This window comes from Micromonospora sp. NPDC048063 (genome assembly GCF_043202855.1).
Taxonomy (GTDB): Bacteria; Actinomycetota; Actinomycetes; order Mycobacteriales; family Micromonosporaceae; genus Micromonospora.
Genome location: NZ_JBIDBG010000004.1, coordinates 633438 through 655819, shown reverse-complemented (window position 1 = coordinate 655819; position 22382 = coordinate 633438). Strand labels below are relative to the sequence as shown.

At 74.1% G+C, this 22382-nt stretch carries 19 protein-coding genes and 1 riboswitch; of the genes, 12 read left to right on the top strand and 7 right to left on the bottom strand.

The window, feature by feature from the left end:
- Positions 1-174 precede the first annotated feature (174 nt).
- Together ACGFZ2_RS14805 and ACGFZ2_RS14800 are read right to left on the bottom strand one after the other, a co-directional pair.
- Positions 175-1617: a hypothetical protein gene (locus tag ACGFZ2_RS14805; RefSeq protein WP_393453541.1), complete on the bottom strand. Its 1443-nt coding sequence runs from the start codon at positions 1615-1617 to the stop codon at positions 175-177.
- 166 nt (positions 1618-1783) lie between these two features.
- Entirely contained in the window at positions 1784-3343 is a 1560-nt protein-coding gene (locus ACGFZ2_RS14800) for a C40 family peptidase (RefSeq protein ID WP_393453538.1), read from the bottom strand.
- A gap of 243 nt (positions 3344-3586) precedes the next feature.
- On the opposite strand from ACGFZ2_RS14800, the gene mqnE reads away from it, so the two are divergent.
- Genes mqnE through ACGFZ2_RS14785 form a run of 3 tightly spaced genes read left to right on the top strand, consistent with a single transcriptional unit; the run spans position 3587 to position 5524 of the window.
- Positions 3587-4756 (top strand): aminofutalosine synthase MqnE, encoded by a 1170-nt coding sequence (mqnE, locus tag ACGFZ2_RS14795; protein ID WP_393257422.1) that lies wholly within the window; start codon positions 3587-3589, stop codon positions 4754-4756.
- Positions 4757-4779: 23 nt separating this feature from the next.
- Positions 4780-5202 (top strand): hypothetical protein, encoded by a 423-nt coding sequence (locus ACGFZ2_RS14790; protein ID WP_393257424.1) that lies wholly within the window; start codon positions 4780-4782, stop codon positions 5200-5202.
- A gap of 46 nt (positions 5203-5248) precedes the next feature.
- The gene (locus ACGFZ2_RS14785) at positions 5249-5524 is read left to right on the top strand and encodes a DUF4229 domain-containing protein (protein ID WP_393259160.1); all 276 of its coding nucleotides are present in this window, start codon (positions 5249-5251) and stop codon (positions 5522-5524) included.
- Between the two features lie 70 nt (positions 5525-5594).
- Here the strand turns inward: ACGFZ2_RS14785 and ACGFZ2_RS14780 are convergent, their stop codons facing one another.
- On the bottom strand, positions 5595-6950 hold the full coding sequence (locus ACGFZ2_RS14780; protein WP_393453535.1) for a C39 family peptidase: 1356 nt from the start codon (positions 6948-6950) through the stop codon (positions 5595-5597).
- Positions 6951-7162: 212 nt separating this feature from the next.
- Here ACGFZ2_RS14780 and ACGFZ2_RS14775 point away from each other — a divergent pair, with 212 nt between their 5' ends.
- From ACGFZ2_RS14775 to ACGFZ2_RS14760, 4 genes are all read left to right on the top strand, one after another.
- Positions 7163-9040, top strand: a complete 1878-nt coding sequence (locus tag ACGFZ2_RS14775) for a M14 family metallopeptidase (RefSeq protein WP_393453532.1) — start codon at positions 7163-7165, stop codon at positions 9038-9040.
- Between the two features lie 166 nt (positions 9041-9206).
- A riboswitch (cobalamin riboswitch) is annotated at positions 9207-9289 on the top strand.
- A 110-nt stretch (positions 9290-9399) separates the two neighbouring features.
- Entirely contained in the window at positions 9400-10335 is a 936-nt protein-coding gene (locus ACGFZ2_RS14770) for an ABC transporter substrate-binding protein (protein WP_393453529.1), read from the top strand.
- Positions 10336-10348: 13 nt separating this feature from the next.
- Entirely contained in the window at positions 10349-11452 is a 1104-nt protein-coding gene (locus tag ACGFZ2_RS14765; RefSeq protein WP_393257432.1) for a FecCD family ABC transporter permease, read from the top strand.
- Complete coding sequence (locus tag ACGFZ2_RS14760; protein ID WP_393453526.1) at positions 11449-12417, top strand: ATP-binding cassette domain-containing protein; 969 nt, start codon at positions 11449-11451, stop codon at positions 12415-12417. The genes ACGFZ2_RS14765 and ACGFZ2_RS14760 overlap by 4 nt, the downstream gene beginning before the upstream one ends.
- Before the next feature lie 135 nt (positions 12418-12552).
- Here ACGFZ2_RS14760 and ACGFZ2_RS14755 read toward each other — a convergent pair whose 3' ends face one another.
- Positions 12553-13314 (bottom strand): VOC family protein, encoded by a 762-nt coding sequence (locus ACGFZ2_RS14755; protein WP_357699207.1) that lies wholly within the window; start codon positions 13312-13314, stop codon positions 12553-12555.
- A gap of 338 nt (positions 13315-13652) precedes the next feature.
- On the opposite strand from ACGFZ2_RS14755, the gene ACGFZ2_RS14750 reads away from it, so the two are divergent.
- Both ACGFZ2_RS14750 and ACGFZ2_RS14745 read left to right on the top strand, forming a co-directional pair.
- Positions 13653-14135 carry a sigma-70 family RNA polymerase sigma factor gene (locus ACGFZ2_RS14750; protein ID WP_393453523.1) on the top strand — a complete coding sequence of 161 codons (483 nt, stop codon included), beginning with the start codon at positions 13653-13655 and terminating at the stop codon, positions 14133-14135.
- Positions 14128-14853 carry a hypothetical protein gene (locus ACGFZ2_RS14745; protein WP_393453521.1) on the top strand — a complete coding sequence of 242 codons (726 nt, stop codon included), beginning with the start codon at positions 14128-14130 and terminating at the stop codon, positions 14851-14853. The genes ACGFZ2_RS14750 and ACGFZ2_RS14745 overlap by 8 nt, the downstream gene beginning before the upstream one ends.
- A 132-nt stretch (positions 14854-14985) precedes the next feature.
- Here ACGFZ2_RS14745 and ACGFZ2_RS14740 read toward each other — a convergent pair whose 3' ends face one another.
- A complete protein-coding gene (locus ACGFZ2_RS14740) occupies positions 14986-17223 on the bottom strand; it encodes a HelD family protein (protein WP_393453518.1) in 2238 nt (745 codons plus the stop codon).
- 256 nt (positions 17224-17479) lie between these two features.
- On the opposite strand from ACGFZ2_RS14740, the gene ACGFZ2_RS14735 reads away from it, so the two are divergent.
- Genes ACGFZ2_RS14735 through ACGFZ2_RS14725 form a run of 3 tightly spaced genes read left to right on the top strand, consistent with a single transcriptional unit; the run spans position 17480 to position 20345 of the window.
- Positions 17480-18061, top strand: coding sequence for an ArsR/SmtB family transcription factor (locus ACGFZ2_RS14735; protein ID WP_393257441.1), 582 nt, complete (start codon positions 17480-17482; stop codon positions 18059-18061).
- A 43-nt stretch (positions 18062-18104) separates the two neighbouring features.
- On the top strand, positions 18105-19460 hold the full coding sequence (locus tag ACGFZ2_RS14730) for an MFS transporter (protein ID WP_393453515.1): 1356 nt from the start codon (positions 18105-18107) through the stop codon (positions 19458-19460).
- 33 nt (positions 19461-19493) lie between these two features.
- A complete protein-coding gene (locus tag ACGFZ2_RS14725) occupies positions 19494-20345 on the top strand; it encodes a menaquinone biosynthesis protein (protein WP_350701906.1) in 852 nt (283 codons plus the stop codon).
- Positions 20346-20384: 39 nt separating this feature from the next.
- On the opposite strand, the gene ACGFZ2_RS14720 is transcribed toward ACGFZ2_RS14725, so the two are convergent.
- Together ACGFZ2_RS14720 and ACGFZ2_RS14715 are read right to left on the bottom strand one after the other, a co-directional pair.
- Positions 20385-21338 carry a hypothetical protein gene (locus ACGFZ2_RS14720; protein WP_393257447.1) on the bottom strand — a complete coding sequence of 318 codons (954 nt, stop codon included), beginning with the start codon at positions 21336-21338 and terminating at the stop codon, positions 20385-20387.
- The gene (locus ACGFZ2_RS14715; RefSeq protein ID WP_393257449.1) at positions 21338-22294 is read right to left on the bottom strand and encodes a hypothetical protein; all 957 of its coding nucleotides are present in this window, start codon (positions 22292-22294) and stop codon (positions 21338-21340) included. The genes ACGFZ2_RS14720 and ACGFZ2_RS14715 overlap by 1 nt, the downstream gene beginning before the upstream one ends.
- Positions 22295-22382 lie beyond the last annotated feature (88 nt).

Below are 22382 nucleotides of genomic sequence, written 5' to 3'. Positions count from 1 at the left end.
CTTCGCGTCGGCCTGCCGCAGCTGAACGCCGCCGAATCGCCCGCAAGATCGCCCATGGGCGCGCACGACGCGCGCCGGGTCAGTGATCTCCACCAGTGTACGGCGGAGCGGCGAACCCGCCACCGCACCACGGATCGGTAGTGGGCGGGCTCACCATGGTCGTCGCCGGGCGGCTCACTTGGTCAGGACGCCGCCCACCAGACCGCCCACGGTGTCGGTGGCCAGCAGGACGACCAGCACGCTGATCGCCACGAGCAGACCCAGCGAGGCGGCCAGGACGATCATGACCCTGGCCGTGCTGGACCGCTCCTCGGTGGGGGTCTCCGTCCAGCCCTGGGCCAGGATGTGCCCGGTCAACGAGCCGGAGTTCTCCTGCGGGTTGGTCGGGAAGGAGACGGTGGCGAAGCCCGGGCCTTCCGAGCCGGCACCGTAGATCGTGCCCAGGTCGGTCCCGCCGTCGAAGCGCCCGGCGGGGGCGGCGTCGGGCCGCCCGCCCGGCGCCGCCGGGCCTCCGCCACGACCCGCGTCGGCGGGGCGATCGGTCAGCCGGCGTGCCTCCCCGGGGGCCGTGGCCGGCTCGGTGCCGCCCGGCCGGCCGTCACCGGGGCTGGTCGGCGCCGGCCAGGTCGGCAGCGCGGGAGCGGGTACGGGCCCCGCGGAGACCGGCGGCGCGGACGCTGGCGGGGCGGAGAGCAGCGGCGGGGAGGCCGACGGCGTGGTGAACGACGGCGTGGTGAACGACGGCGCGGACGCCGGCGGGGCGGAGACAGACGGGACCGGGGACGCCGGCGGGCTCGCGGGCGCTGCCGGCGGGGCCGGGACGGGCGCGGTGGCCGTGGCGGGCGGCGGCGGGAACGGCGGCGCCGGCATCGGGCCGGGCGGTGGCGGCGGGGCGGGCACCGGCGGCCCGGGCGGCGGCGTCGGCGGACCCGGCACGGGCGGCACCGGGCCCGGTGGGGTGGGCCCCGGCCGGGGCGGCGTCGGGACGGGGATCGGCGGGGTCGGGACCGGTGGGGTCGGGGTCGGGACCGGCGGGGCCGGGGACGGCGGGTTCGGGCCGGGCACCGGCGGCACGGGGGCCGGCGCCGGCTCGGGCTCCGGCACCGGCGGCTTGGGCGGCTGTGCCGGTTCCGGCGGCTGGGCGGGCTCCGGCGGCTCCGGGTTGACCGGCGCCGCCCGGTAGACCCTCGCCTCGCCCGTGGTCGACCGGATGGCCGAGGCCTCGTCGGCGGAGACCCGTCGCATCCCGGGCACGGCGGCGCTGGCCCGGGCCGCCGCGGCCCGCTGCTCGGGGACCGGCGTGCCGGCCGGAGCGGCCGCACCGGTGGCCCGGTAGGTGGTGCCGGCGGTCGGGCGGGCCGGCGGTGCCGCGTCGCCCCTGCCGGGCGCGGCCGCGGTGGCCACGCTCACCCGGCCCCGGGCGGGCTGTCGGCGTACGTCGTCGGCGGGCGGCTCCGTCGACGGCCCCGACGTGCCCGCGGAGCCGGTGCCCGACGCCGGGCTGCCGTCGGCCGAGGTCGCGATGGACCCGCCGGTGGGCGCCGGGGCGTCGGCGCGGCTCCGGTCGGGCGTGGATCCGTGGTCGACCGGCTCCGCCGGAACCTCTTGCTCGGCCATGCTCGCCCTCCGCGCCGCGCTCGCGCCCGGATCCGCGACGTCGGACCGGGCGTGCCTGACTGTCACCGTGCCATATTCCGGCCCGGCGGCACAGCCGGAGTGCGTTCCGGGCCCCTGGCCCGTGGCGACCGGCGTCGGCGCGCCGGGCGGAGCCGGCGCGTCCCGGTCAGCTACCCGTGCTGGCCGAGGCGGTGGCTGACGTGCTGCCCTCCGGGTCGGTGCTGCTCGCCGCCGTGGTCGGCGCCACGCTGCCGGACGTGGCGCTCGGCTCCGACGAGGCCGAGCGGCTCGCCGCCGGCGACGACCCGGTCGGCGACGGCGACGGCGAGGTCGACGCGCTGGGCGACGTCGTGGGCGACGGCGAACCGGTGGGGGTCGCCGAGGGCGAGGTCGACGGGGACGGCGACGGGGAGGTGGGCTTCGGGGTCGGCTTGGGGCTTTCCGTCGGCTTCGGCGAGGGCGGCTTGGTCTGCGACGGCGACGGCGACGGGGTGCTCGTCGGCGCGGGCACCGCCCCGATCACCCGGGTGGCGGCGTAGAGCCGGGACCAGCGCACCGTGGAGATCTTGACGACGTCGCCGGTGGTCGGCGCGTGGATCATCTTGCCGCCGCCGACGTACATGCCCATGTGGTGGATCGTCGTCCAGCTCGTGCCGGAGGCGAAGAAGAGCAGGTCACCGGGGAGCAGCGCGCTGCGGGACACGGTGCGGGACCGGGTGGCGTAGTACTGGTCCCGGGAGACCCGGGGCAGCCCGTAGTAGCCCGCCGACCGGTAGGCGGCGTAGATCAGGCCGGAGCAGTCGAACCGGTCCGGCCCCTCGGCGGCCCACAGGTAGGGGTCGCCGAGCTGCGCCTTGGCGTACGCCAGGGCCTTCAGAGCCGTGGGGTGGGCGGCCAGGCCGTTGGCGGTCTCGTTGCCGACGTAGCCGGCGCCGAGCTGCTGGTCGAGGGCCTCCTGCTGGCGCTCCAGCTCGATGAGCTGCGCGGCGTTGTCCCGGCGCAGCTTGGCCAGCTTCGCTTCGGCGTCGCGCAGGGCCTTCTCGCCGGCGGCGTATTCCGTCTGGGCGCCCTTGAGTCGGGACTCGGCCGAGACCAGTGCCTGGCCGGCCACCTGCTCGCCAGTGCGGGCCCGGGACAGCTCGCCCTCGGCGGCGGTGGTGCCGCCCTCGGCCTTCTCGCCGCGGATGATCCGGGAGAGCCGGCTCAGCTCGTGCAGGTCGTTGGCGAACTCGCCGGGCGGGAGGGCGGCGGCGGCCTTGAACGCGCCCGCGGCGGCGGCGTCGGCGCCCTCCTGGGCGCGGGCCAGCGCGTCCCGGGCGAGTGCGAGGTCGCGTTCGGCGGTGGCCCGCTGGCCCTCGGCCTCGGTGCGCTTCTGCAGCAGCACGAGCAGTTGGTCGCGGAGCTGCCCGACCTGGGCCTCGGCGGCGTAGATCTGGGTGGCGAGCGGGCCGTCGATCAGGTTGCCGGCCGGCACGCCCGGCACCCCGCCGAGGCCCGGCGCCCCGGTGACGGGCGCGCCGCCGGGGAGCTGGAGCTGACCGGTGACGGCCGGCCGGAGGCCGGTGTCGGGGACGCTGGTGGGCAGCGCCGGGTCGGCGTGGACCGGGTTGGCGAGGACCGTGGCGGCGACGGCTCCGAGCAGGGCGGACCAGAGCGCCGGACGCAGTACCGGCGAGACCACCGGGCTCCGTCGTCGCTGCCGTCGCCCGCGCCCGCTGTCGACCATTCCGCTCCCCGTCCGGCGTGGTGTCGCCGCGTCAGGGTGGACGCGGCCGTGAGGACGCTACCAGTGTGTGGCGAACGTCCCATCCTGTCTTACCTCACCCACGCAGCCATGTCGATGCGTCGAGAGGTAACGGGAGGCTGAGAGTTCGGTGAACCGGCCCACGGGGGCCGACCGTGCTGCGGCGGCGTCGGCAGGTGGACGTAGGCTCGATTCCTACCGCAGGTGGAAGGGACGTGGCTTTCGATGGACGCCGGACTCAAGCGTGAGCTCGAAGCGAAGGTGTACGCCGGCGAGCGGCTGACCCGCGAGGACGGCATCGCCCTCTACGACAGCGACGACCTGACGTGGCTGGGGCGGCTGGCCCACCACAGGCGTACGGAGCTCAACGGCGACCGGGTGATGTTCAACGTCAACCGGCACCTCAACCTCACCAACGTCTGCTCCGCCTCGTGCGCGTACTGCTCGTTCCAGCGCAAGCCGGGCGAGAAGGACGCCTACACGATGCGTATCGACGAGGCGGTCCGCAAGGCCAAGGAGATGGAGGACGAGCAGCTCACCGAGCTGCACATCGTCAACGGCCTGCACCCGACCCTGCCCTGGCGCTACTACCCGAAGGTCCTGCGCGAGCTGAAGGCGGCGCTGCCGAACGTCAAGCTCAAGGCGTTCACCGCGACCGAGGTGCAGTGGTTCGAGAAGATCAGCGGCCTGAGCGCCGACGAGATCCTCGACGAGCTGATGGACGCCGGCCTGGAGTCGCTGACCGGCGGCGGCGCGGAGATCTTCGACTGGGAGGTCCGCCAGCACATCGTCGACCACGCCTGCCACTGGGAGGACTGGTCGCGGATCCACCGCCTGGCGCACGGCAAGGGCATGAAGACGCCGTCGACCATGCTCTACGGCCACATCGAGGAGCCCCGGCACCGGGTGGACCACGTGCTGCGGCTGCGCGAGTTGCAGGACGAGACCGGCGGCTTCATGGTCTTCATCCCGCTGCGTTACCAGCACGACTTCGTCGACTCGGCGGACGGCAAGATCCGTAACCGGATCCAGGCGCGGACGACGATGGCCTCGCCGGCCGAGTCGCTGAAGACTTTCGCGGTCTCCCGGCTGCTCTTCGACAACGTCCCGCACGTGAAGTGCTTCTGGGTGATGCACGGCCTCTCGGTGGCCCAGCTCTCGCTCAACTTCGGCGTGGACGACCTGGACGGCTCGGTCGTCGAATACAAGATCACCCACGATGCCGACTCGTACGGCACGCCGAACACCATGCACCGGGACGACCTGCTGCACCTGATCTGGGACGCCGGCTTCCGCCCCGTCGAGCGGAACACCCGCTACGAGGTGGTCCGCGAGTACGATGCCGCCCCGTCCCTGGCCGAGCGCCGCGCCGAGCCGCAGCAGGTCTGGGCCTGAGCCGGCACGTAATCTCGTAGGCCATGACCGAGCAGCGGAGCGGGTTCCCCCGGCGTGACGCCGAGGGGCGCATCCTCACCCTGGGCGACCTGCTCGGGGTGAGCCTGGCCGGGCTGGTCATCGGCGTGCTGGCGGTGGTGCTGTTCGACTGGGCGTTCGCGCTGATCGGCAGCGGTGACTTCGGCCGGGCCAACGGCTGGCTGGCGGTCATCCTGCCGGCCTGGCTGTTCTGGGACGACTTCCGGGCCTGGGAGTTCGGGGCGGCCCGGGTGGTGGCGGCGCTCGTGGCGGGCGCGGTGGGGCTGGTCGCCGGGCTGGTGGTGGCCGGCCTGGCCGCCGGGCTCGCCCCGCTGGTCTCCGGCGGGCTGGGTGCGGCGGCGTTCACCCTCGGGTACGCGGTCGTCTGGTTCCACGGCGTCCACTGGCTGGCCCGCCGGACGGGCTGAACCTTCCGCCGGGGCCACCCCGGCGGCGGAGAACGGAGTGCGCAACGTGAGCGCGGCGGTCAAGTACACGCTGGGCCGGATCGGGCTGTTCGTCGCCGTGCTGGCGGCCCTCTGGCTGGTCGACATGAACCTCTTCGTCAAGCTGATGCTGGCGCTGGCCTTCTCGGCCGCCGCCTCGTTCTTCCTGCTCAAGGGCTGGCGGGACGAGATGGCGGTGGAGATGGCCGAGGCCGCCGAGCGGCGCCGCACCGAGAAGGAGCGCCTCCGCTCCGCCCTCGCCGGCGACGACCAGGGCCCGGACGGCCCCGCCGCCGAGAAGTGACGAGGGGCTCGCGCCCCGGGGTGGACCCGGGTGACGCGAACCCCTCGACCGTGCCGTCGGGCCCGTCAGATCACCAGTTGGTGGAGCCTTCGACCGTCGGCCACGGCATCCGCTCGGGCTTGATCAGGTAGACGACGCCGCCGGAGCCGCCGGAGACCCCGCCGCTGGCGTTGATCCGCTTGGTCCGCAGCCAGATCTGCTCGAACTGCTCGCGCGGGTAGACGTTGCGCACCGCCTCGTTGCTGGACGAGGCGGGGTCGTTCACGATCACGTCGCCCTCGGCGGTGAAGCCGACGATCACGAACAGGTGCCCCGAGGTGCCGTAGCCCGCGCCGTCCAGCTCGCTGGCCAGGAAGGACTGGCTGGTCACCACCGGGATGCCGGCGGCGATGAAGCGCTCCACCTCGTCCAGCGAGTGCAGCCGGGTGACCCGCGCCTCCAGGCCGGGGAAGCTGGCCGCGTACGCGGTGTTGAACGGCCAGTTGCCGGCGCCGTCGTACTGGTAGTCGTAGACCATCCGGGCGGCGTGGTTGACCGTCGGGTCCGGGTAGGTCGGGTCGACCCAGGCGGTGTCCTCCTCGGACGCCTTCCGGCCCCAGTACTCGATCACCATCGTGGTGGAGGTGGGGGAGCACCAGGCCTGGCCGCCGCCGTCGTACTCGGGGTAGTGGCCGGTGTGGATGTTCTGCGAGTAGCGGGGGACGGCGAGTTCCCGGCCCCAGGCGATGCCGCCGGCGCTCGGCTCGACGGTGAACCGGTCGGGCACGTTCGAGCTCATCGCGCCCAGCGTGTGCACCACCGGGGCGGCGTGCTGTCCCGGCGCCCGGTAGAGGGTCAGCCGCAGCTGGTACGCCCGCAGCAGCACCCCGACGGAGGCGTCGTCGATGCTGAAGGTGTCGGTCCAGATGGTCGACCAGGGGTCGCCCTGCCGGTTGACGCTGGTGCGCTTGATGTCGGCGTCGCCGGAGGCCCACCGCCCCATCACGTACCACTTGGTCTGGACGCCGGTGTTGTAGGTGCCCTGCATCTCCACCTGGATCCAGGTGCCGGCCGGGGTGTCCGCGTTCCACGAGGCGATCAGCTCGGTGGCGTCGAACCCGACCTGGGTGACCGGGGAGGTCCAGGTCGCGTACTCCCAGCTCTTGGTGACGCCGGTGTGCGGGTCGGTGTAGTCGGTGGTGCCGAGCGGCGTGGCCAGGGTGACGCCCGGCCGGAGGCCGGGGACGGCCCGCGTGCCGGCGTGGCTGCCCTGACGCCAGTCGGGGTAGCGGGTCCAGTCCTGGAAGGTGATCTGCTCGTCGTGGACCACCGGTCGGGTGGTCGCCGAGGCGGCGACGGGCGCGGCGACGGCGGGTGCCGCGGTGCCGAGAAGGGTGAGCGCGGTGGCGGCCGCGAGGGTGGCCGCGCGCAGGCGTGGTCTGGACATGGGTCCTCCGCAGAGACAGGCGGATCGTTGCCGGTCAGTGTCCCGCTTGGAAGGAACTTTCGCCAGAGGTCGACGGTTGGAAAATCCTTGCCGGTGTGAGGATCAGGATGGCATGCAACAAGGCAGCGATGAATGTTGATATGACCATGTGGGCGGTGGTGGAGTGTCCTCCACCGAGCGGGATCTTCTCCCGCCCCCCGAGGAGGTTGTCCATGGCCTTCCGCAAGCCCGCCCTCCGCCGCCTGGCGCTCGCTGTCGCCGCCGGGTTCGGCCTGCTCACCGTCGCCGCCGCGCCGGCCACCGCCCGGCCCGCACCCGAGCCCGCCGCCGACTCCCCGGCGGCGTCCTACCGGGTGCTCGGTCCGCGTACGGTGGCCGACCGCACCGCGGTCGCCGGCACCGGCGCCGCCATCGACTACGTCGAGCACGGCGTGCTGAACGTCTCGGCCACCCCCGCCGAGGCGGCGGCGATCACCCGGCTCGGCTTCCGGCTGGAGGCGGTCCCGGCCCCGTCGACCGACGGCCACAGCCACGCCGAGGGGGACGTCGGCACGACCGCCTTCCCGCCCGCCGACTCCAACTACCACGACTACGCGGAGCTGACCGCCGTGGTCAACCAGGTGGTCGCGGACCATCCCTCGATCGCCCGGAAGATCAGCATCGGCTCCTCGTACGAGGGGCGCGACCTGATGGCGGTGAAGATCTCCGACAACGTCGGCACCGACGAGGCCGAGCCGGAGATCCTGTTCAACTCGCAGCAGCACGCCCGCGAGCACCTGACCGTCGAGATGGCGATCTACCTGCTCAACCTCTTCACCGACAGCTACGGCACCGACTCCCGGATCACCAACATCGTCAACGGCCGGGAGATCTGGATCGTGCCGACGGTCAACCCGGACGGCAGCGAGTACGACATCGCCACCGGCTCCTACCGCTCCTGGCGCAAGAACCGGCAGCCGAACAGCGGCTCGTCGTACGTGGGCACCGACCTGAACCGCAACTGGTCCTACCAGTGGGGCTGCTGCGGCGGCTCGTCCGGCTCGACCTCGTCGGAGACCTACCGGGGCCCGTCGGCGTTCTCCGCCCCGGAGACCCAGGCGCTGCGCAACTTCGTCAACAGCCGGGTGGTCGGCGGCACGCAGCAGATCAAGGCCAACATCGACTTCCACACGTACTCGGAGCTGGTGCTCTGGCCGTTCGGCTACACGTACAACAACACCGCTCCCGGCATGAGCGCCGACCAGTACAGCACCTTCGCCACCCTCGGTCAGCAGATGGCGAACACCAACGGCTACACCCCGCAGCAGTCCAGCGACCTCTACATCACCGACGGCGACAGCATCGACTGGATGTGGGGGCAGCACGGCATCTGGGCGTACACCTTCGAGATGTACCCGGGCTCGTCCCTCGGCGGCGGCTTCTACCCGCCCGACGAGGTGATCCCCGCCCAGACCTCGCGCAACCGGGAGGCGGTGCTGCTGCTCAGCGAGTACGCCGACTGCCCGTACCGGGTCATCGGCAAGGAGGCGCAGTACTGCGGCGGTGGCGGCGGCACCACGGTCTGGTCGGACACCTTCGAGACGGCCACCGGGTGGACCACCAACCCGAACGGCACCGACACCGCGACCCTCGGGGCGTGGGAGCGGGGCGCCGCCCAGGCGACCACCTCCAGCGGCGCCAAGCAGCTCACCCCGTACGGCGGGAGCAACGACCTGGTCACCGGCCGGCTGGCGGGCACCGGGGCGGGCGACTACGACGTCGACGGCGGCGTGACCAGCGCCCGGTCGCCGGCGGTGACCCTGCCGTCCGCTGGCACGCTGACGCTCTCGCTGGCCTGGTACCTGGCGCACGGGTCGAACGCCTCGTCGGCCGACTACTTCCGGGTCAGCGTGGTGCACAACGGCGGCACCACGGCCCTGTTCACGCAGTCCGGGGCGGCCACCAACCGCGACGGCGCCTGGGCGGTGGCGAACGTCAACCTCACCCCGTACGCCGGCCAGTCGGTGCGGATCCTGGTCGAGGCGGCGGACGCCTCGGGCGCGAGCCTGGTCGAGGCGGCTGTGGACAACGTCACCATCACGAGTTCCTGAGCCCGGTGGGGCCCCGTCCCGCCCCCGGCGGGGCCCCACCACCCCCCAGCACGCGTCGATCCAGGGCATATCGCTGCTGTTGTAGATCAACAAGCGCCGATGCGGCCTGGATCGACGAGGCACGTCCGGGGCGTGCGCTACGGTTCTACCGACCACTAGCAGCGAAGCCGGTGCGAAACCGGCGCTGTCCCGCAACTGTGATGCCCCACCACTCCCGGCCGAGGCCGGGCGCGGCGGGGACGAGCCAGGTCGCCTGCGTCAGTGGTCGCGACTCGCGCTCTCGAGGAAGGGCGCCTCGCGGACGGGCGCACGGGTCCCTGTCGGCGAAGCACCACGCTCCTCGACCGACAGGAGGACAGATGCTCAGACGTACCCCCCGGTTCTTCGCCGCGACCCTCGCGGTGGCCGCGCTGGCCCTCGGGGCCTGCGCCGAGAAGACCACCGACACACCCGCCGCCGGCGGCAGCTCCGCGGCGGCCGCCTACCCGGTCACCGTCGGCAAGCTCACCCTCGACAAGCGGCCCGAGAAGATCGTGTCGCTGTCGCCGTCGGCCACCGAGATGCTCTTCGCCATCGGCGCCGGCAAGCAGGTGACCGCCGTCGACGACAACTCGAACTACCCGGCGGACGCGCCCAAGACCGATCTCTCCGGCTTCTCCCCGAACGCCGAGGCGATCGCCGGCAAGAGCCCCGACCTGGTGGTGCTCTCGGACGACCGCAACAAGATCGTCGAGCAGCTCACGACGCTGAAGATCCCGGTCTACCTCACCCCGGCCGCGACCACCCTGGACGACTCGTACCGGCAGATCACCGAGCTGGGCGCGCTCACCGGCCACGCGGGCGAGGCGGCCGACGTCACCAAGCGGATGAAGGACGACATCGCCAAGCTGGTCGCCGGCCTGCCGCAGCGCGCCGAGAAGCTGACCTACTACCACGAGCTCGGCCCGGAGCTGTACACCGCCACCAGCAAGACCTTCATCGGCTCGCTCTACGCCATGGCCGGCCTGGAGAACATCGCCGACCCGGCCGACGCCGACGGCAAGAACGGCGGCTACCCGCAGCTGTCGCAGGAGGTCATCGTCAAGGCGGACCCGGACTTCGTCTTCCTCGCCGACACCAAGTGCTGCCAGCAGAGCGCGGAGACGGTCAAGGCGCGCGCCGGCTGGGCGGGCATCACCGCGGTCAAGGGCAACCAGGTCGTCGCGCTCGACGACGACGTCGCCTCGCGCTGGGGCCCCCGCGTCGTGGACCTGCTCCGGGCCATCATCGACGCGGTCGCCAAGGTGCCCGCGTGAGCCGCGCCCGTCGATGACCAAGGCCCTCGACACGGCACGACCCACCCGGCGGGCCGGGACGCTCCCCGCGTCCCGGCCCGCCGGGCTGCGGCCGCGCTGGCTCGTGGCCGGCGTCGCCGCCGTGCTGGTCGCCCTGGTCGCCGGGGTGTCGCTCGGCCCGGTCAGCCTGCCGCCGGGCAGCGTCGCGGCCGAGCTGCTCAACCTCGTCCCCGGGGTACGCATCGACAGCGGGCTGACCGAGCGGGAGATCGCCATCGTCACCGAGCTGCGGCTGCCCCGGGTGGTGCTCGGCCTGCTGGTCGGTGGGCTGCTCGCCCTGGCCGGCGGCTGCTACCAGGGCGTGTTCCGCAACCCGCTGGCCGACCCGTACCTGCTCGGGGTGGCGGCCGGGGCCGGGCTGGCGGTCACCGCCGTGATCACCCTCGGGGTGGGGGCGGGCGGCGCGCTCACCGGGCTGCCGCTCACCATCCCGCTGGCCGCCTTCGTCGGCGCACTCGGCGCGGTGGCGATGACCTACCTGCTCGGGGCGTCCGGCGGGCGCGCCCGCTCCACGGCGACGCTGATCCTGGCCGGGGTGGCCGTCTCCGCGTTCCTCTCCGCCGGGCAGACCTACCTGCTGCAACGCAACTCCGACAGCATCCAGCAGGTCTACTCCTGGCTGCTCGGGCGGCTCGCCACCGCCGGCTGGCACGACGTCCGGCTGGTGCTGCCGTACTTCCTCCTCACCGCCCTGGTGGTGCTGCTGCACCGGCGGGAGCTGGACGTGCTCTCCGTCGGCGACGACGAGGCGACCGGCCTCGGGCTGCACCCGCAGCGGTCCCGCTACCTGCTGATCGCCGCCGCCTCGCTCGGCACCGCCGCCGCGGTCTCCGCCTCCGGGCTGATCGGCTTCGTCGGGATCATCGTGCCGCACACCGTACGGCTGCTGGCCGGGTCGAGCTACCGGGTGATCCTGCCGCTCTCGCTGCTCTTCGGCGGCGCCTTCCTGGCGCTGACGGACGTGGTCGCGCGCACCGTCGCCGCCCCGGCGGAGGTGCCGATCGGCGTGGTCACCGCGCTGCTCGGCGGCCCGTTCTTCGTCCTGGTCCTGCGTACCTCCCGGCGGGTGCTCGGATGAGCGCGCGACGTGCGCCGGTGCCGCGGCCCGCGGACGGCGGGGCGCGCGGGCCCGCCCTGCAGCCGGCGGCCGGCGGTGACCGGACGGCCGGGCCCGCGCCGCGGCCGGCGGCCGGCGGTGACCGGACGACCGGGCCCGCGCCGCGGCCAGCGGCCGGCGGTGACCGGACGACCGGGCCCGCCGTCCCCGCCGTCGAGGTCCGCGACCTGCACGTCCGCCTCGACGGCACGCCGATCCTCGGCGGCGTCGACCTGACCGTCGCCCCGGGCGAGTGGGTCACCGTGATCGGCCCGAACGGCGCCGGGAAGTCGACCCTGCTGCGCGCCGTCGGCGGCCTGCTGCCCGCGCCGGGCGCCATCTCCCTCTTCGGTACGCCGAGCGAGGCGCTGCGCCGCCGCGACCGGGCCCGGGTGGTGGCGACCGTGGCGCAGTCCCCGGTCGTGCCGGCCGGCATGTCGGTGCTCGACTACGTGCTGCTGGGCCGCACCCCGTACATCCCGCCGCTGGGCCGGGAGTCGGCCGCCGACCTGGCCGCCGCGTACGACGTGCTCGACGGGCTGGACCTGACCGGGTTCCAGGACCGGGAGCTGGCCACCCTTTCCGGGGGCGAGCGGCAGCGGGTCTTCCTGGCCCGGGCGCTGGCCCAGGGCGCGACCCTGCTGCTGCTGGACGAGCCGACCAGCGCCCTGGACATCGGCCATCAGCAGGAGGTGCTGGAGCTGGTCGACCGGCTCCGCCGCGAGCACGGCCTGACCGTGCTCGCCACCATGCACGACCTTTCGATAGCCGGCGAGTACGCCGACCGCATGGTGCTCCTCGCCGACGGCAGGGTGGTCGCCGCCGGCACCCCGCGCGAGGTGCTGACCGAACAGCTCCTCGCCACCTGGTACCGCGCCACCGTCCGCGTCATCGACGGCGACCACGGCCCCCTGGTAGTCCCCGTCCGGCCCCACCCCCGCCCCTGACCCCCTCCCCTGACCCCCTCCCGCCCTTCCCGCCCCCGCTCCTGCCGTTGATCATGAAGTTGTTGTCGCCCCGCCCGGCGTGTCGCCGCAACAACCTCATGATCAACGTGAGTGGGCGGGGTGGGGGTGGGTGGGTTAGGGGCGGGTGAGGATGTTGAAGAGGGCGCCGTGGGGGTCTCGGAGGGCGGCGAAGCGGCCCGCCGGGGCGTCCTGGGGCGGGACCAGGATCGTGCCGCCCAGCTCGGCGGCGCGGGCGGCGGCCGCGTCGGCGTCGGCCACCGCGAAGTACACCGACCAGTACGCGGGCGTGTCCGCCGGGAACCCGTCGCCCAGCGGCGGCACCATGCCGGCCACGATCCGGGTGCCGAGCCGCCAGCCGGTGTAGGTGATCGGGCCTGCCGGCTGGTCGTCCGGGTGCCAGCCGAAGACCAGCTCATAGAAGACCTTGGCGCCGTCCGGGTCGGGGGTGACCAGTTCGGTCCAGGTCAGCGCGCCCGGGGTGTCGAACACCTCGGCCCCCGGCATCGCCATCGGCTGCCAGACGCTGAAGGCGGCCCCGGCCGGGTCGGTGAAGACCGCCATCCGCCCCCGGTCGAAGACCTCGAACGGCGGCACCACCACCTGCCCGCCGGCCCGCTCGACCCGGCCGGCCACGAGGTCCGCGTCGTCCGTCGCCAGGTACGTCGACCAGATTGGCACCTGGTCGGGGATGGCCGGCGGTCCCGCGCCCGCCACCGCCCGTCCGCCGAGCAGGAAGACCGTGTAGCCGCCCGCCTCGGGCTCCGGGTCTATCCGGCCCGTCCACCCGAACAGCTCCGGGTAGAACCGTCGCGCGTCGGCGAGACCGGGGGTGGCGAGGTCGGCCCAGCAGGGCGTGCCCGGCGGGACGGTGCTCACGTCGACCCCTCTCGGCGGGGGGCGACCACGACGCGCCCCTGCCGGCATCGTGGCACCGACCCGCCGCGCCACGGGGCGGATCGGACGAAACGTCAGCTGAACCGTCGACCCTCGTCGCGCCGGCACGCCCACGCGCCAGCGCCGTCAGCAGCGCCACCCGGACCACGAGCATGCCCATCGACAGCGGTTCGGCGGACAGCGGGGCGTCGCCGGCCGCTGGCCCGGCTACCTGTGAACCAATCCACCCCCGTGGGGCCGCCGATGGCTGAAACCGTCGCCGGCCGTCGTGCGCCTGTACGGTGTCGCCCGCTTCGACGGCGGGCGGGAGCGGAGTGGGCATGACAGGCCGGACAACGCTCGCGGACGTCGCGGACGACGTCTTCGGGACGACGTACGAGCGGCACTTCCGCGGGATGGTGGCGTTCGCGTACCTGACCACGGGTAGCGCTGCCGCGGCGGAGGACATCGTGCAGGAGGCGTTCATCGACCTGTACCGCCGCCGGGCCCAGGTGCGGGAACCGGAGCGCTGGCTGCGGCGGGCGGTGGCCAGCCGCTGCACCTCCTGGGTACGACGGCGCATCCTCGAACGGCGGCACGCCTTCGCCGACCCGACGCACCCGGTCACGGCGCCGCACGAGTCCGCGTCGGTACGGGCGGCGCTGCGCCGGGTCCGGCCCCGGCAGCGCGCCGCGTTGTTCCTCCGCTACTACCTCGACCTGCCGGAGCGGGAGATCGCCGAGACGCTCGGCTGCCCCGCCGGCACCGTCAAGACCCTCCTGCACCGTGGACTCGTCGCCCTCAGGGAGCACCTCGATGACTGACCCGACGCAGCAGGTCCGTGACGCTTTCGACCGGTTGCTCGCCGACGAGCGGCTGCCGGTCACCCCGCTGGGCGAGATCGTCCAGCGGGCCGAGGACCCCGCGCGACGCGGCTGGCCGGGCATCCTGGCCACCGCGCTGGCCACCGCGTTCGTGCTGGTCGTCGGGGTCGGGTTGTGGCAGGTCGGGCCGCGACTGCTCGGCGACGCCGGGCCGGGCCGGCCGCTGACCGCGATGGCGGAGCCGGAACGCGCCGATGTGCTGACCCAGTGCCGGGTGGACGGTCCGGGCGACCGACTGGTCAACGCCGTCGAGTGGCCCGACGGACGCCGAGCCGCCATCGTCGTCAACGGCACCGGAAGCGCCTACTGCCTGGCCCGTCCCGGGGGCGACCTCAGGATTTCGAGCAGCAGCCGGATGGACCCGGGGCAGGACCCGCTGTACTGCCCGCCGCGTACCTGCGCTGTTGCCGGCGGCGTAACCGTGCTCACCCTGAGCGATCTCCCCCTGGGTTACGCGAGCGTGATGGAGGGGCTCGCGCCCGAGGGCGCGACGCGCGTCCGGGTGCGGACCGACCGCGGGTACAGCGTCGAGGCGCCGGTGGTCAACGGGACGTACATCGTCCGGGCCGACAGCTGGACCACCAGCGAGGTCGAGTTCACGGAGATCACCGTGCTCGGCGCCGACGACGCGGTGCTGATGCGGGTGCCGGTGCACTGACGCGACCATCGTGGCCTGTCGTGACGAGCACGGAGCGGCGACTCACCGAGATCCGGGGCGGTGTGCCCTCGCGCCCGCACACCGCCCGGGCGACCGCCGCGCTCACCGTCGACCACGTCGACAGAGGGCCGGTCAGCCGAGCGGTGCGGGCAGTGGCGCGGCGTGCAGCACGGCGAGGCGGGAGACGGCCCGGGTGAGCACCACGTAGAGCCGGTGCAGGCCGCGCGGCTCGGCCGCCACGATCGCCGCCGGCTCGACGACGATGACGTGGTCGTACTCCAGGCCCTTGACCAGGGTCGCGGGCACCACCGTGACGCGCGCCGCGGCGGCCGGGTCGTCGACGGTCGCGGTCTCGAGCCCGGCGGCGGCGAGGGCGGCCCGCAGCCCGTCGACCGCGTCGTCGGCGGCGATCACCGCGACCGAGCCGTCGAACGCCAGCGCCGCGCGCACCTCGGCCACCGTCGCGGCGGTCAGGTCGGCGACGGTACGCACGTCGAGCGCGCCGTCGCGGCGCAGCGACTCCGCCGGCGGCACGTCGACGGCGAGCGCCGGCAGCAGCCGGTTGGCGAACGCGACCACGGCGGCGGGCACCCGGAAGCCGACCGTCAGCGGGACCACCACCGCGTCCGGCTTGCCCAGGTGGCGCAGGGACTCCCGCCAGTCGGCGGCGGCCCACGGTGCGGTGCCCTGGGCCAGGTCGCCGAGGAGCGTTATCGACCCGTGCTCGCTGCGTCGGGCGATCACCCGGCACTGCATGGGCGACAGGTCCTGCGCCTCGTCGACCACCACGTGGCCGAAGCCGGCCGGCCGCTCGACCAGCCCGGCCGCCTCGTCGATCAGCACGGCGTCCGCCGCCGTCCACTTCGTGGCCTTCGGGGTGCGTCCGAGCTTCGTCCCGGCTGCCGCGGCGCGACGCGCCGGACGCGGGGCATCCGCGCCGCCTGCCGCCACCAGGTCGGGCGTCCCGCGCAGCAGCGCCTGCTCGTCGGCGGTCAGCAACCCGTCGGCGCTGGCGGCCAGCAGCTCGGCGTCGGTGAGCAGCCGGTGGACCAGCCCTTCCGGGGTGAGCGCCGGCCAGACCGCGTCGAGGAAGGCGGCGACCGGCGCGCACCTGCCCATCCGGCGCAGCCAGGCGTCGCTCGGCGACTCGGCCCGCCGCGCCTCGGCCTGCCGCTGGAGCAGAGCCACCACCCGGGCCCGGACGCGTTCCCGCCCGGTGGCGTACGGCAACCGCTCCCGGCGGGTCTCCTCGACCAGCCGGTGCAGCGGGTCCAGCCCGATCCGCCAGCGGTAGGAGCCGTCCGAGACCATGATCGGCTCGGTCGGCTCGCCGATGTGCGCGTCGATCGCCCGGCGCAGCACCTCGGCCATCCGCACGTCGTGCTTGACGGCCGCCGCCGCGGGGTCGTCGACCGCCCGCACCGGCACCCGGGCGGCCAGGTCCTCCACCGTGGCCTGCTCGACCTCGACCTCGCCGAGTGCCGGCAGCACCGCCGCGATGTACGACAGGAAGGCCCGGTTCGGCCCGACGATCAGCACACCCGCGCGGCGCAGCCGCTCCCGGTGCAGGTAGAGCAGGTAAGCGGCCCGGTGCAGGCCGACCGCCGTCTTTCCGGTGCCCGGCGCGCCCTGCACGCAGATCGAGTCGGCCAGGTCGGCCCGGACCAACTCGTCCTGCTCCGGCTGGATGGTGGCGACGATGTCGCGCATCGGCCCGACGCGGGGCCGCTCGATCTCCGCGGTCAGGATCCGGCTGGCCGTGCCAAGTTCCTCGCCCCGGTCGAGGTGCTCGTCCTCGAAGCTGGTGAGCGTTCCGCTGCTGAACCCGAAGCGGCGTCGTACCGCCACGCCCTGCGGGTCGCGGGCGCTGGCCCGGTAGAACGACCGGGAGACGGGTGCCCGCCAGTCCAGCACCAGCGGCTCGCCCCGCTCGTCGGTGACGTGCCGTCGCCCCACGTGGTAGCGCCGACCGGCGTGGTCGGGGTGCCCGGGATCCACCCCGTCGTCGCTGCCACCGGGCGTGCCATCGGCGGGTGTGCCGGCGGTGGACGGGTTGGCGGTCCGGCCGTCGGCGGCCGAGCCGGCGGCGGGTGCCGCGTCGGTGGCCGGGCCGAAGTCGAGGCGGCCGAAGAAGAGGGGCGTGGTCGGGTCGTCGGCGAGTTCGGCGACCCGGCGGGCCAGGGTGCGCCCGAGCGTCTCGGCGGCGTAGGCGTCGCCGGCCACCTGGTCGCCGGTGGCGAAGAGGGCCTGGGCGCGTTCCCGCATCCGGGCCAGGGCGGCCCGGGAGGTGGCGAGGTGCTCGCGCTCGGCGGCGAGGTCGGTGTCGAGGTGGAGGTCGACTGCGGTCACGCTGAATCCCATCGAGGTCATCTGCTGATCGCTCGCGTGTCCGGCGGGCGGATGGCCGGCCCCCGGCGCGGGACGTCCGATGCGGTGCTCACCTCACCTCGGCCGTCAAGCGACCTGCCAGCCTACGCGTACACCGGCTCCCGCTCCACCGAATTCACCGCCCTCCGGGCCCGGCGCCCATGCGCCGGTGTGCTGACCGGTCGGCGCTGCCGGCTCCGGCGCACCGTCCTGCCGTTGCCGGTGGTGGTCGACGACCGGCGGCCGGGATCATGGGGGGATGACCGAGCCGCCTGCCGAGCGACCCCGGGTGACCATCAGCGATCCGCAGGTGATGCGGGCGCTGGCCCACCCGGCCCGACTCGCGATCACGGAACACCTCAGCTCGATCGAGGCCGGCGCGACCGCCACGGAGTGCGCGGAGATCGTCGGCCTGTCGCCGAGCGCCACCAGCTACCACCTGCGGGAGTTGGCGAAGGCGGGCCTGGTGGAGCAGGCGCCGAACCGCGGCGACGCGCGGGAGCGCGTCTGGCGGGTGGTCAGCCCGAGCTGGACCGTCGACGCCGGGCGCGGGACGGCGCCGGAGGCCCAGGCAGCCGAGCGTGCGCTGGTGGAGGCGTGGCTGGCCCGCGACCTGGAGCGCAGCCGCGACTGGTTGCGGCGCGCGCCCGACGAGCCGGCCGAGTGGTACGAGGCGAGCCGGCTCGCCGACTCGCAACTGCTGCTCACCGCAGCGGAGCTGAGCGAGCTGAACGAGGCGGTGGACCGCCTGTTCGAGCCGTACCGCAAACGGTCGCGGGTGGACCCGCCGGCCGGGGCGCGCACCGTCTCGGTGCACTACAAGGCGTTGCCGGTCGACTGAAAGGGGATTGCACCCGACAGATGTGAAGGATTATTTTCGAAGTATGTCCTTCGCATCTGGTCCGTCGCGCTGGCCGGACGTCTGGCTCGCCACCACCGCCCGGGGCGTGGCCACCTGCGGTGACTTCCTCGCCGCCAGCACGCTCACGTTGGCGTTGCAGTCGGCCGGCGCGGGCGGGCTCGCCGTGTCCGGCCTGCTGCTCGCCGCGACCCTGCCGCTGGTGGCGTTCGCGCCGCTGACCGGCCGCCTCGCGGACCGGGTGGACAGCCGAATCCTGCTGGTGACCGCGGGGCTGGCCCAGGCCGGCATCTGCCTCACGCTCGCGTACGCCGGGCACCCGGTTCTGGTCATCGCGCTGGTGGCGCTGCTCGCCACCGGCCTCGCCGTCACCCAGCCGGTGCTCTCGGCGCTGGTGCCGGCGATGGTGCGGGCCGAGGACCTGCCCCGGGCCAGCGCGCTCAACCAGTCGGCCGGCACCCTGGGCTCGCTCGCCGGCCCGGCGCTGGCCGGGCTGCTGGTGGGCGAGTTCGGCACGCGCCTGCCGCTGCTCGTGGGCGCCGGCAGCTATCTGGCGCTGGTGGCGGCCGGGCTGCTGATCCGTACCCGCAGGGGAAGCCGTGGGCCGGCGGCGGCCGGCGACGCGGCGGTGCCCCCGGCCTGGCGGCTGCGACACGACCCGCTGTTGGTGGCGATGGTCGCCAGCGTCGCCGGGGTGTTCGGCGCCGTCGGGGCGATCAACGTGATCGAGGTGTTCTTCATCCGGGAGACGCTGGGCAGCTCGACCACGATGTACGGGCTGGTGACCGGCGCCTGGACGCTCGGCGCCCTGGCCGGCGCGTGGCTCTTCGCGCGGGTGGTCCGGCGGCTCGACCGCGATGCCGGGCTGGTCCGGGCCAGCCTGGCGCTGCTCGGCGGGTGCTGCGCGATGGTGCTGGCCTCGGCGGCCGTGCCGACGGCCCTGCTGCTGGTGCCGATCTGGTTGACCGGCGGCATCTTCAACGGCGGCAGCAACGTCTTCAACAACGTGCTGCTGGCCCGCCGGGTGCCGGAGGCGGCGCGGGGCCGCGCCTTCGCCTCCTTCGGCGCGGCGGTCCAGGGCGCCGCGATGGTCGGCTTCCTGGCCGGCGGCCTCCTGCTGGAGGCGGCCGATCCCCGGCCGCTGGTCGCCGGGTGCGGGCTGGCCGGCCTGCTGGCGGTCGCCGCCGTCTCGGTCCCCCTCCGCCGCGCGGCCCAAGCGGCCCCCGCGGCCCAAGCGGCCCCCGCGGCCCAAGCGGCCCCCGCTGCCCCCGCGCCGACGCCCGCCGGTCCGCCGGTCGCGGACGCCGTCCCGGCCGGCACGGCCCCGGCCTCCGACGCCGCGGTGGATGCGGGGTTGGCCACTCCGACGCCGACCCGGTGAGCCCCGGGCGAGTGGCGGGGATACGGTCGGGGCATGGCTGAGCACGTCGCACGCCCCCGGGTCGGGCACATCCAGTTCCTGAACTGCCTGCCGATCTACTGGGGGCTGATGCGCTCCGGCGCCCTGATCGACGTCGACCTGCACAAGGACTCGCCGGACCGCCTGAGCGCCGCGCTGGTCGCCGGTGACCTGGACATCGGCCCGATCTCGCACGTGGAGTACCTGCGCCACGCCGACGAACTGCTGCTCCTGCCCGACCTGGCGGTCGGCAGCGACGGCCCGGTGCTGTCGGTCAACATCGTCTCCACCCGCCCGCTGGCCGAGCTCGACCACGGAAAGGTGGCGCTGGGCTCGACCTCGCGGACCGGGGTCCTCCTGGCCCAGCTCCTGCTCGGCGAGCGGTACGGGGTGAACCCCGAGTACTTCCGCTGCCCGCCGGACCTGACCCAGATGCTGCTGGAGGCCGACGCCGGGGTGCTGATCGGCGACGTGGCGCTGCGCGCGCTCTACGAGGCGCCGAAGCGCGGGCTGGAGGTCACCGACCTCGGGCAGGCGTGGCGGGAGTGGACCGGCCTGCCGATGGTTTTCGCCGTGTGGGCCGTACGCCGGGACTTCGCCGCCGCCCACCCGGGTCTGGTCAAGGAGGTGCACGACGCGTTCCTGCGTTCCCGGGACCTCTGCCTCTCGGAGCTGGACCAGGTCGCCGAGGCCGGCGCGCGCTGGGAGCCGTTCGACGCGGAGACCCTGGCGACGTACTTCCGGGCGCTGGACTTCTCGCTCGGCGACCGCCAGGTGGCCGGCCTGCGCGAGTTCGCGCGCCGCGCCGCCGCCCTCGGCGCCGCCCCGTCCCTTCCCGACACGGGCCCCGACTTCTTCACGGGCTGACCCCGCCCGCCCGCGACCGCCTCGATCGGCGGCGAGGGGTCAGACGGGGTCGCGGAGGAGGGCTTCCGTGATCTTCTGGCAGTTCTTCATGCCGTACTCGTAGCCCTTGCCGATCGGGTAGCGGACCATCACGCCCATCGTCCAGGTGTCGCCGATGGCCAGGCAGTTGATGTGCATCTCCTGCTCCCTGGTCCGGTCGATCCAACCGTTCTTGATGGCGATGGTCTTGCGCTCCGCGGCCGGGAACGCCTTACGGATGCCGAAGTCGCCCGCCCCCCGGACCAGCCGCATTTCCTTGATCAGCCACGTCGTCCACTTCGGCCCGGCGGCCCGGCCGTCGGCGATGCAGGCCCCCATCCGGGCGGTGTCGCGGGGGGAGAGCGCCGTGCGGCTCCATCCGCCGTCGGGGGCGACCTTGCTGTCGGTCAGCTCGCAGAGCGAGATCAGCCGCTTGATCGAGGCGGACCGGCCGACGGTGTTGTAGAACTGCTCGGCCCGGGTGTTGTCGCTGTCCCGGATGATCTTCGTGGCGTCGGCGAGCTTGGCGTCGCTCGGGGTCTGGCCGGCATCGGCGGCGCGGCGCAGGTAGTCGGCCACGATCCAGGCCTTGATCAGCGAGGCGGTGGTGCTGGTCTCGTCCATGTTGTCCGAACCGATGATCTCGCCGGTCCGGCGGTCGAGGACGCTCCAGGAGTACCAGCCCTCGATGTCCAGGTCGAGGTCCCTCGCCTCGAACGGCAGCGGCTCCGGCGTCGCGCTGGGCGACGGTGACGGCGACGGCGACTGCCGCGAGCTGCGGTCGCCCGGCGTGCTCGCGCCGCGGTCGGTCGGCACGGCGGGGTCACCCCAGCGGGCGGCGGCGGTGGACTCGAACGGCGAGCCCGGCAGCAGCCGCAGGGACACGAGCACCAGGCAGACCAGGACCACCGCGACGGCGATCAGCTTGACGGGGGAGGCGTCGCCGCGCCGGTCGTCCCGGCGCTGCCCGGCCATCAGAGCTTCCCGACCGGCTGCTGCGGCACCTTGAGGGCGGCGCCCGGCTGCGGGGTCACCAGCTGGCTGGCGACCGAGGCGCAGGTCTGCGCGCCGTAGTCCAGCCCGCTCTTCTGCGGGTAGCGCAGCATCACCGCGAGGCTCCACTTGTCGGTGACCGCGAGGCAGTTGACGTGCCAGTTGCCGTCGTAGTTCAGCGGGGTCCAGCCGTTCTTGATGCTGACCGGGCCCTGGCTGAGGATCGACTGGGGGAGCCCGTCGATGATGCCCCAACGGCCGCCGCCCGAACGGGCCTTCTGGTCCTTGGCGGCGGTGGTGCCCTTGACCTTGCTCATCTCGTCCAGCAGGTAGTCGGTCCACTTCGGGCCGGCGGCCGTGCCGTCGCCGATGCAGTCGCCGAGCCGGACGGCGTCGCGGGGGGACATCCGGGTGAAGCTCCACCAGCCCACGTAGCCCGGCACGTTGCCCGGCTTGGTGTCGGTCAGCTCGCAGGTACTGGTCATCCGCTTGATCGTCGCGGCGCGGCCCACCGCGTTGTAGAGGGCGTTCGCGGCGTCGTCGTCGCTGTTGCGGATGGCGGCGGAGATCTGCTTCTTCCGCTCGGCCGGCACGGGCTTGTCGCCGAGCTGGCGGAGGTAGTCGGCCGCGAACCAGGCCTTGATCATCGACTCGGTGGAGCTGGTCGAGGCCATGTTCTTGGCGCCGGAGATCTCGCCGGTCTCCCGGTCCATCAGGGCCCACGAGAAGAACTCGCCCTTGAAGCTCACCGACACCGGGCCGGCGGCCAGGGTCGGCGGCGCGGGTGGGGTGGGCGCCGGTGCCGCGACGCTGCCGCCGCCGCTTCCGCCGCTCGCGGCGTCGTCGCCGGCGAGTCGGGCGTACGCGGCGGGCACGAGCAGGCCGCCACCGAGGAGGACCGCCACGACGGCGAGCACCAGGGTCACGCGGGATCGCATGAGTGGATGAGCTCCAGATGTCAGGGCCGGGGGGACCGGCTTGTTGTCCGGACGGATCGGCGGCTCGCCGAGGCCGGGGGCGGCCTCC

Coding starts and splice junctions, on each gene's coding strand:
- ACGFZ2_RS14805 (WP_393453541.1), bottom strand. CDS start 1,617: ATGGCCGAGCAAGAGGTTCCGGCGGAGCCGGTCGACCACGGATCCACG.
- ACGFZ2_RS14800 (WP_393453538.1), bottom strand. CDS start 3,343: ATGGTCGACAGCGGGCGCGGGCGACGGCAGCGACGACGGAGCCCGGTG.
- mqnE (WP_393257422.1), top strand. CDS start 3,587: ATGGACGCCGGACTCAAGCGTGAGCTCGAAGCGAAGGTGTACGCCGGC.
- ACGFZ2_RS14790 (WP_393257424.1), top strand. CDS start 4,780: ATGACCGAGCAGCGGAGCGGGTTCCCCCGGCGTGACGCCGAGGGGCGC.
- ACGFZ2_RS14780 (WP_393453535.1), bottom strand. CDS start 6,950: ATGTCCAGACCACGCCTGCGCGCGGCCACCCTCGCGGCCGCCACCGCG.
- ACGFZ2_RS14775 (WP_393453532.1), top strand. CDS start 7,163: ATGGCCTTCCGCAAGCCCGCCCTCCGCCGCCTGGCGCTCGCTGTCGCC.
- ACGFZ2_RS14770 (WP_393453529.1), top strand. CDS start 9,400: ATGCTCAGACGTACCCCCCGGTTCTTCGCCGCGACCCTCGCGGTGGCC.
- ACGFZ2_RS14765 (WP_393257432.1), top strand. CDS start 10,349: ATGACCAAGGCCCTCGACACGGCACGACCCACCCGGCGGGCCGGGACG.
- ACGFZ2_RS14760 (WP_393453526.1), top strand. CDS start 11,449: ATGAGCGCGCGACGTGCGCCGGTGCCGCGGCCCGCGGACGGCGGGGCG.
- ACGFZ2_RS14750 (WP_393453523.1), top strand. CDS start 13,653: ATGACAGGCCGGACAACGCTCGCGGACGTCGCGGACGACGTCTTCGGG.
- ACGFZ2_RS14745 (WP_393453521.1), top strand. CDS start 14,128: ATGACTGACCCGACGCAGCAGGTCCGTGACGCTTTCGACCGGTTGCTC.
- ACGFZ2_RS14740 (WP_393453518.1), bottom strand. CDS start 17,223: ATGACCTCGATGGGATTCAGCGTGACCGCAGTCGACCTCCACCTCGAC.
- ACGFZ2_RS14735 (WP_393257441.1), top strand. CDS start 17,480: ATGACCGAGCCGCCTGCCGAGCGACCCCGGGTGACCATCAGCGATCCG.
- ACGFZ2_RS14730 (WP_393453515.1), top strand. CDS start 18,105: ATGTCCTTCGCATCTGGTCCGTCGCGCTGGCCGGACGTCTGGCTCGCC.
- ACGFZ2_RS14725 (WP_350701906.1), top strand. CDS start 19,494: ATGGCTGAGCACGTCGCACGCCCCCGGGTCGGGCACATCCAGTTCCTG.
- ACGFZ2_RS14720 (WP_393257447.1), bottom strand. CDS start 21,338: ATGGCCGGGCAGCGCCGGGACGACCGGCGCGGCGACGCCTCCCCCGTC.
- ACGFZ2_RS14715 (WP_393257449.1), bottom strand. CDS start 22,294: ATGCGATCCCGCGTGACCCTGGTGCTCGCCGTCGTGGCGGTCCTCCTC.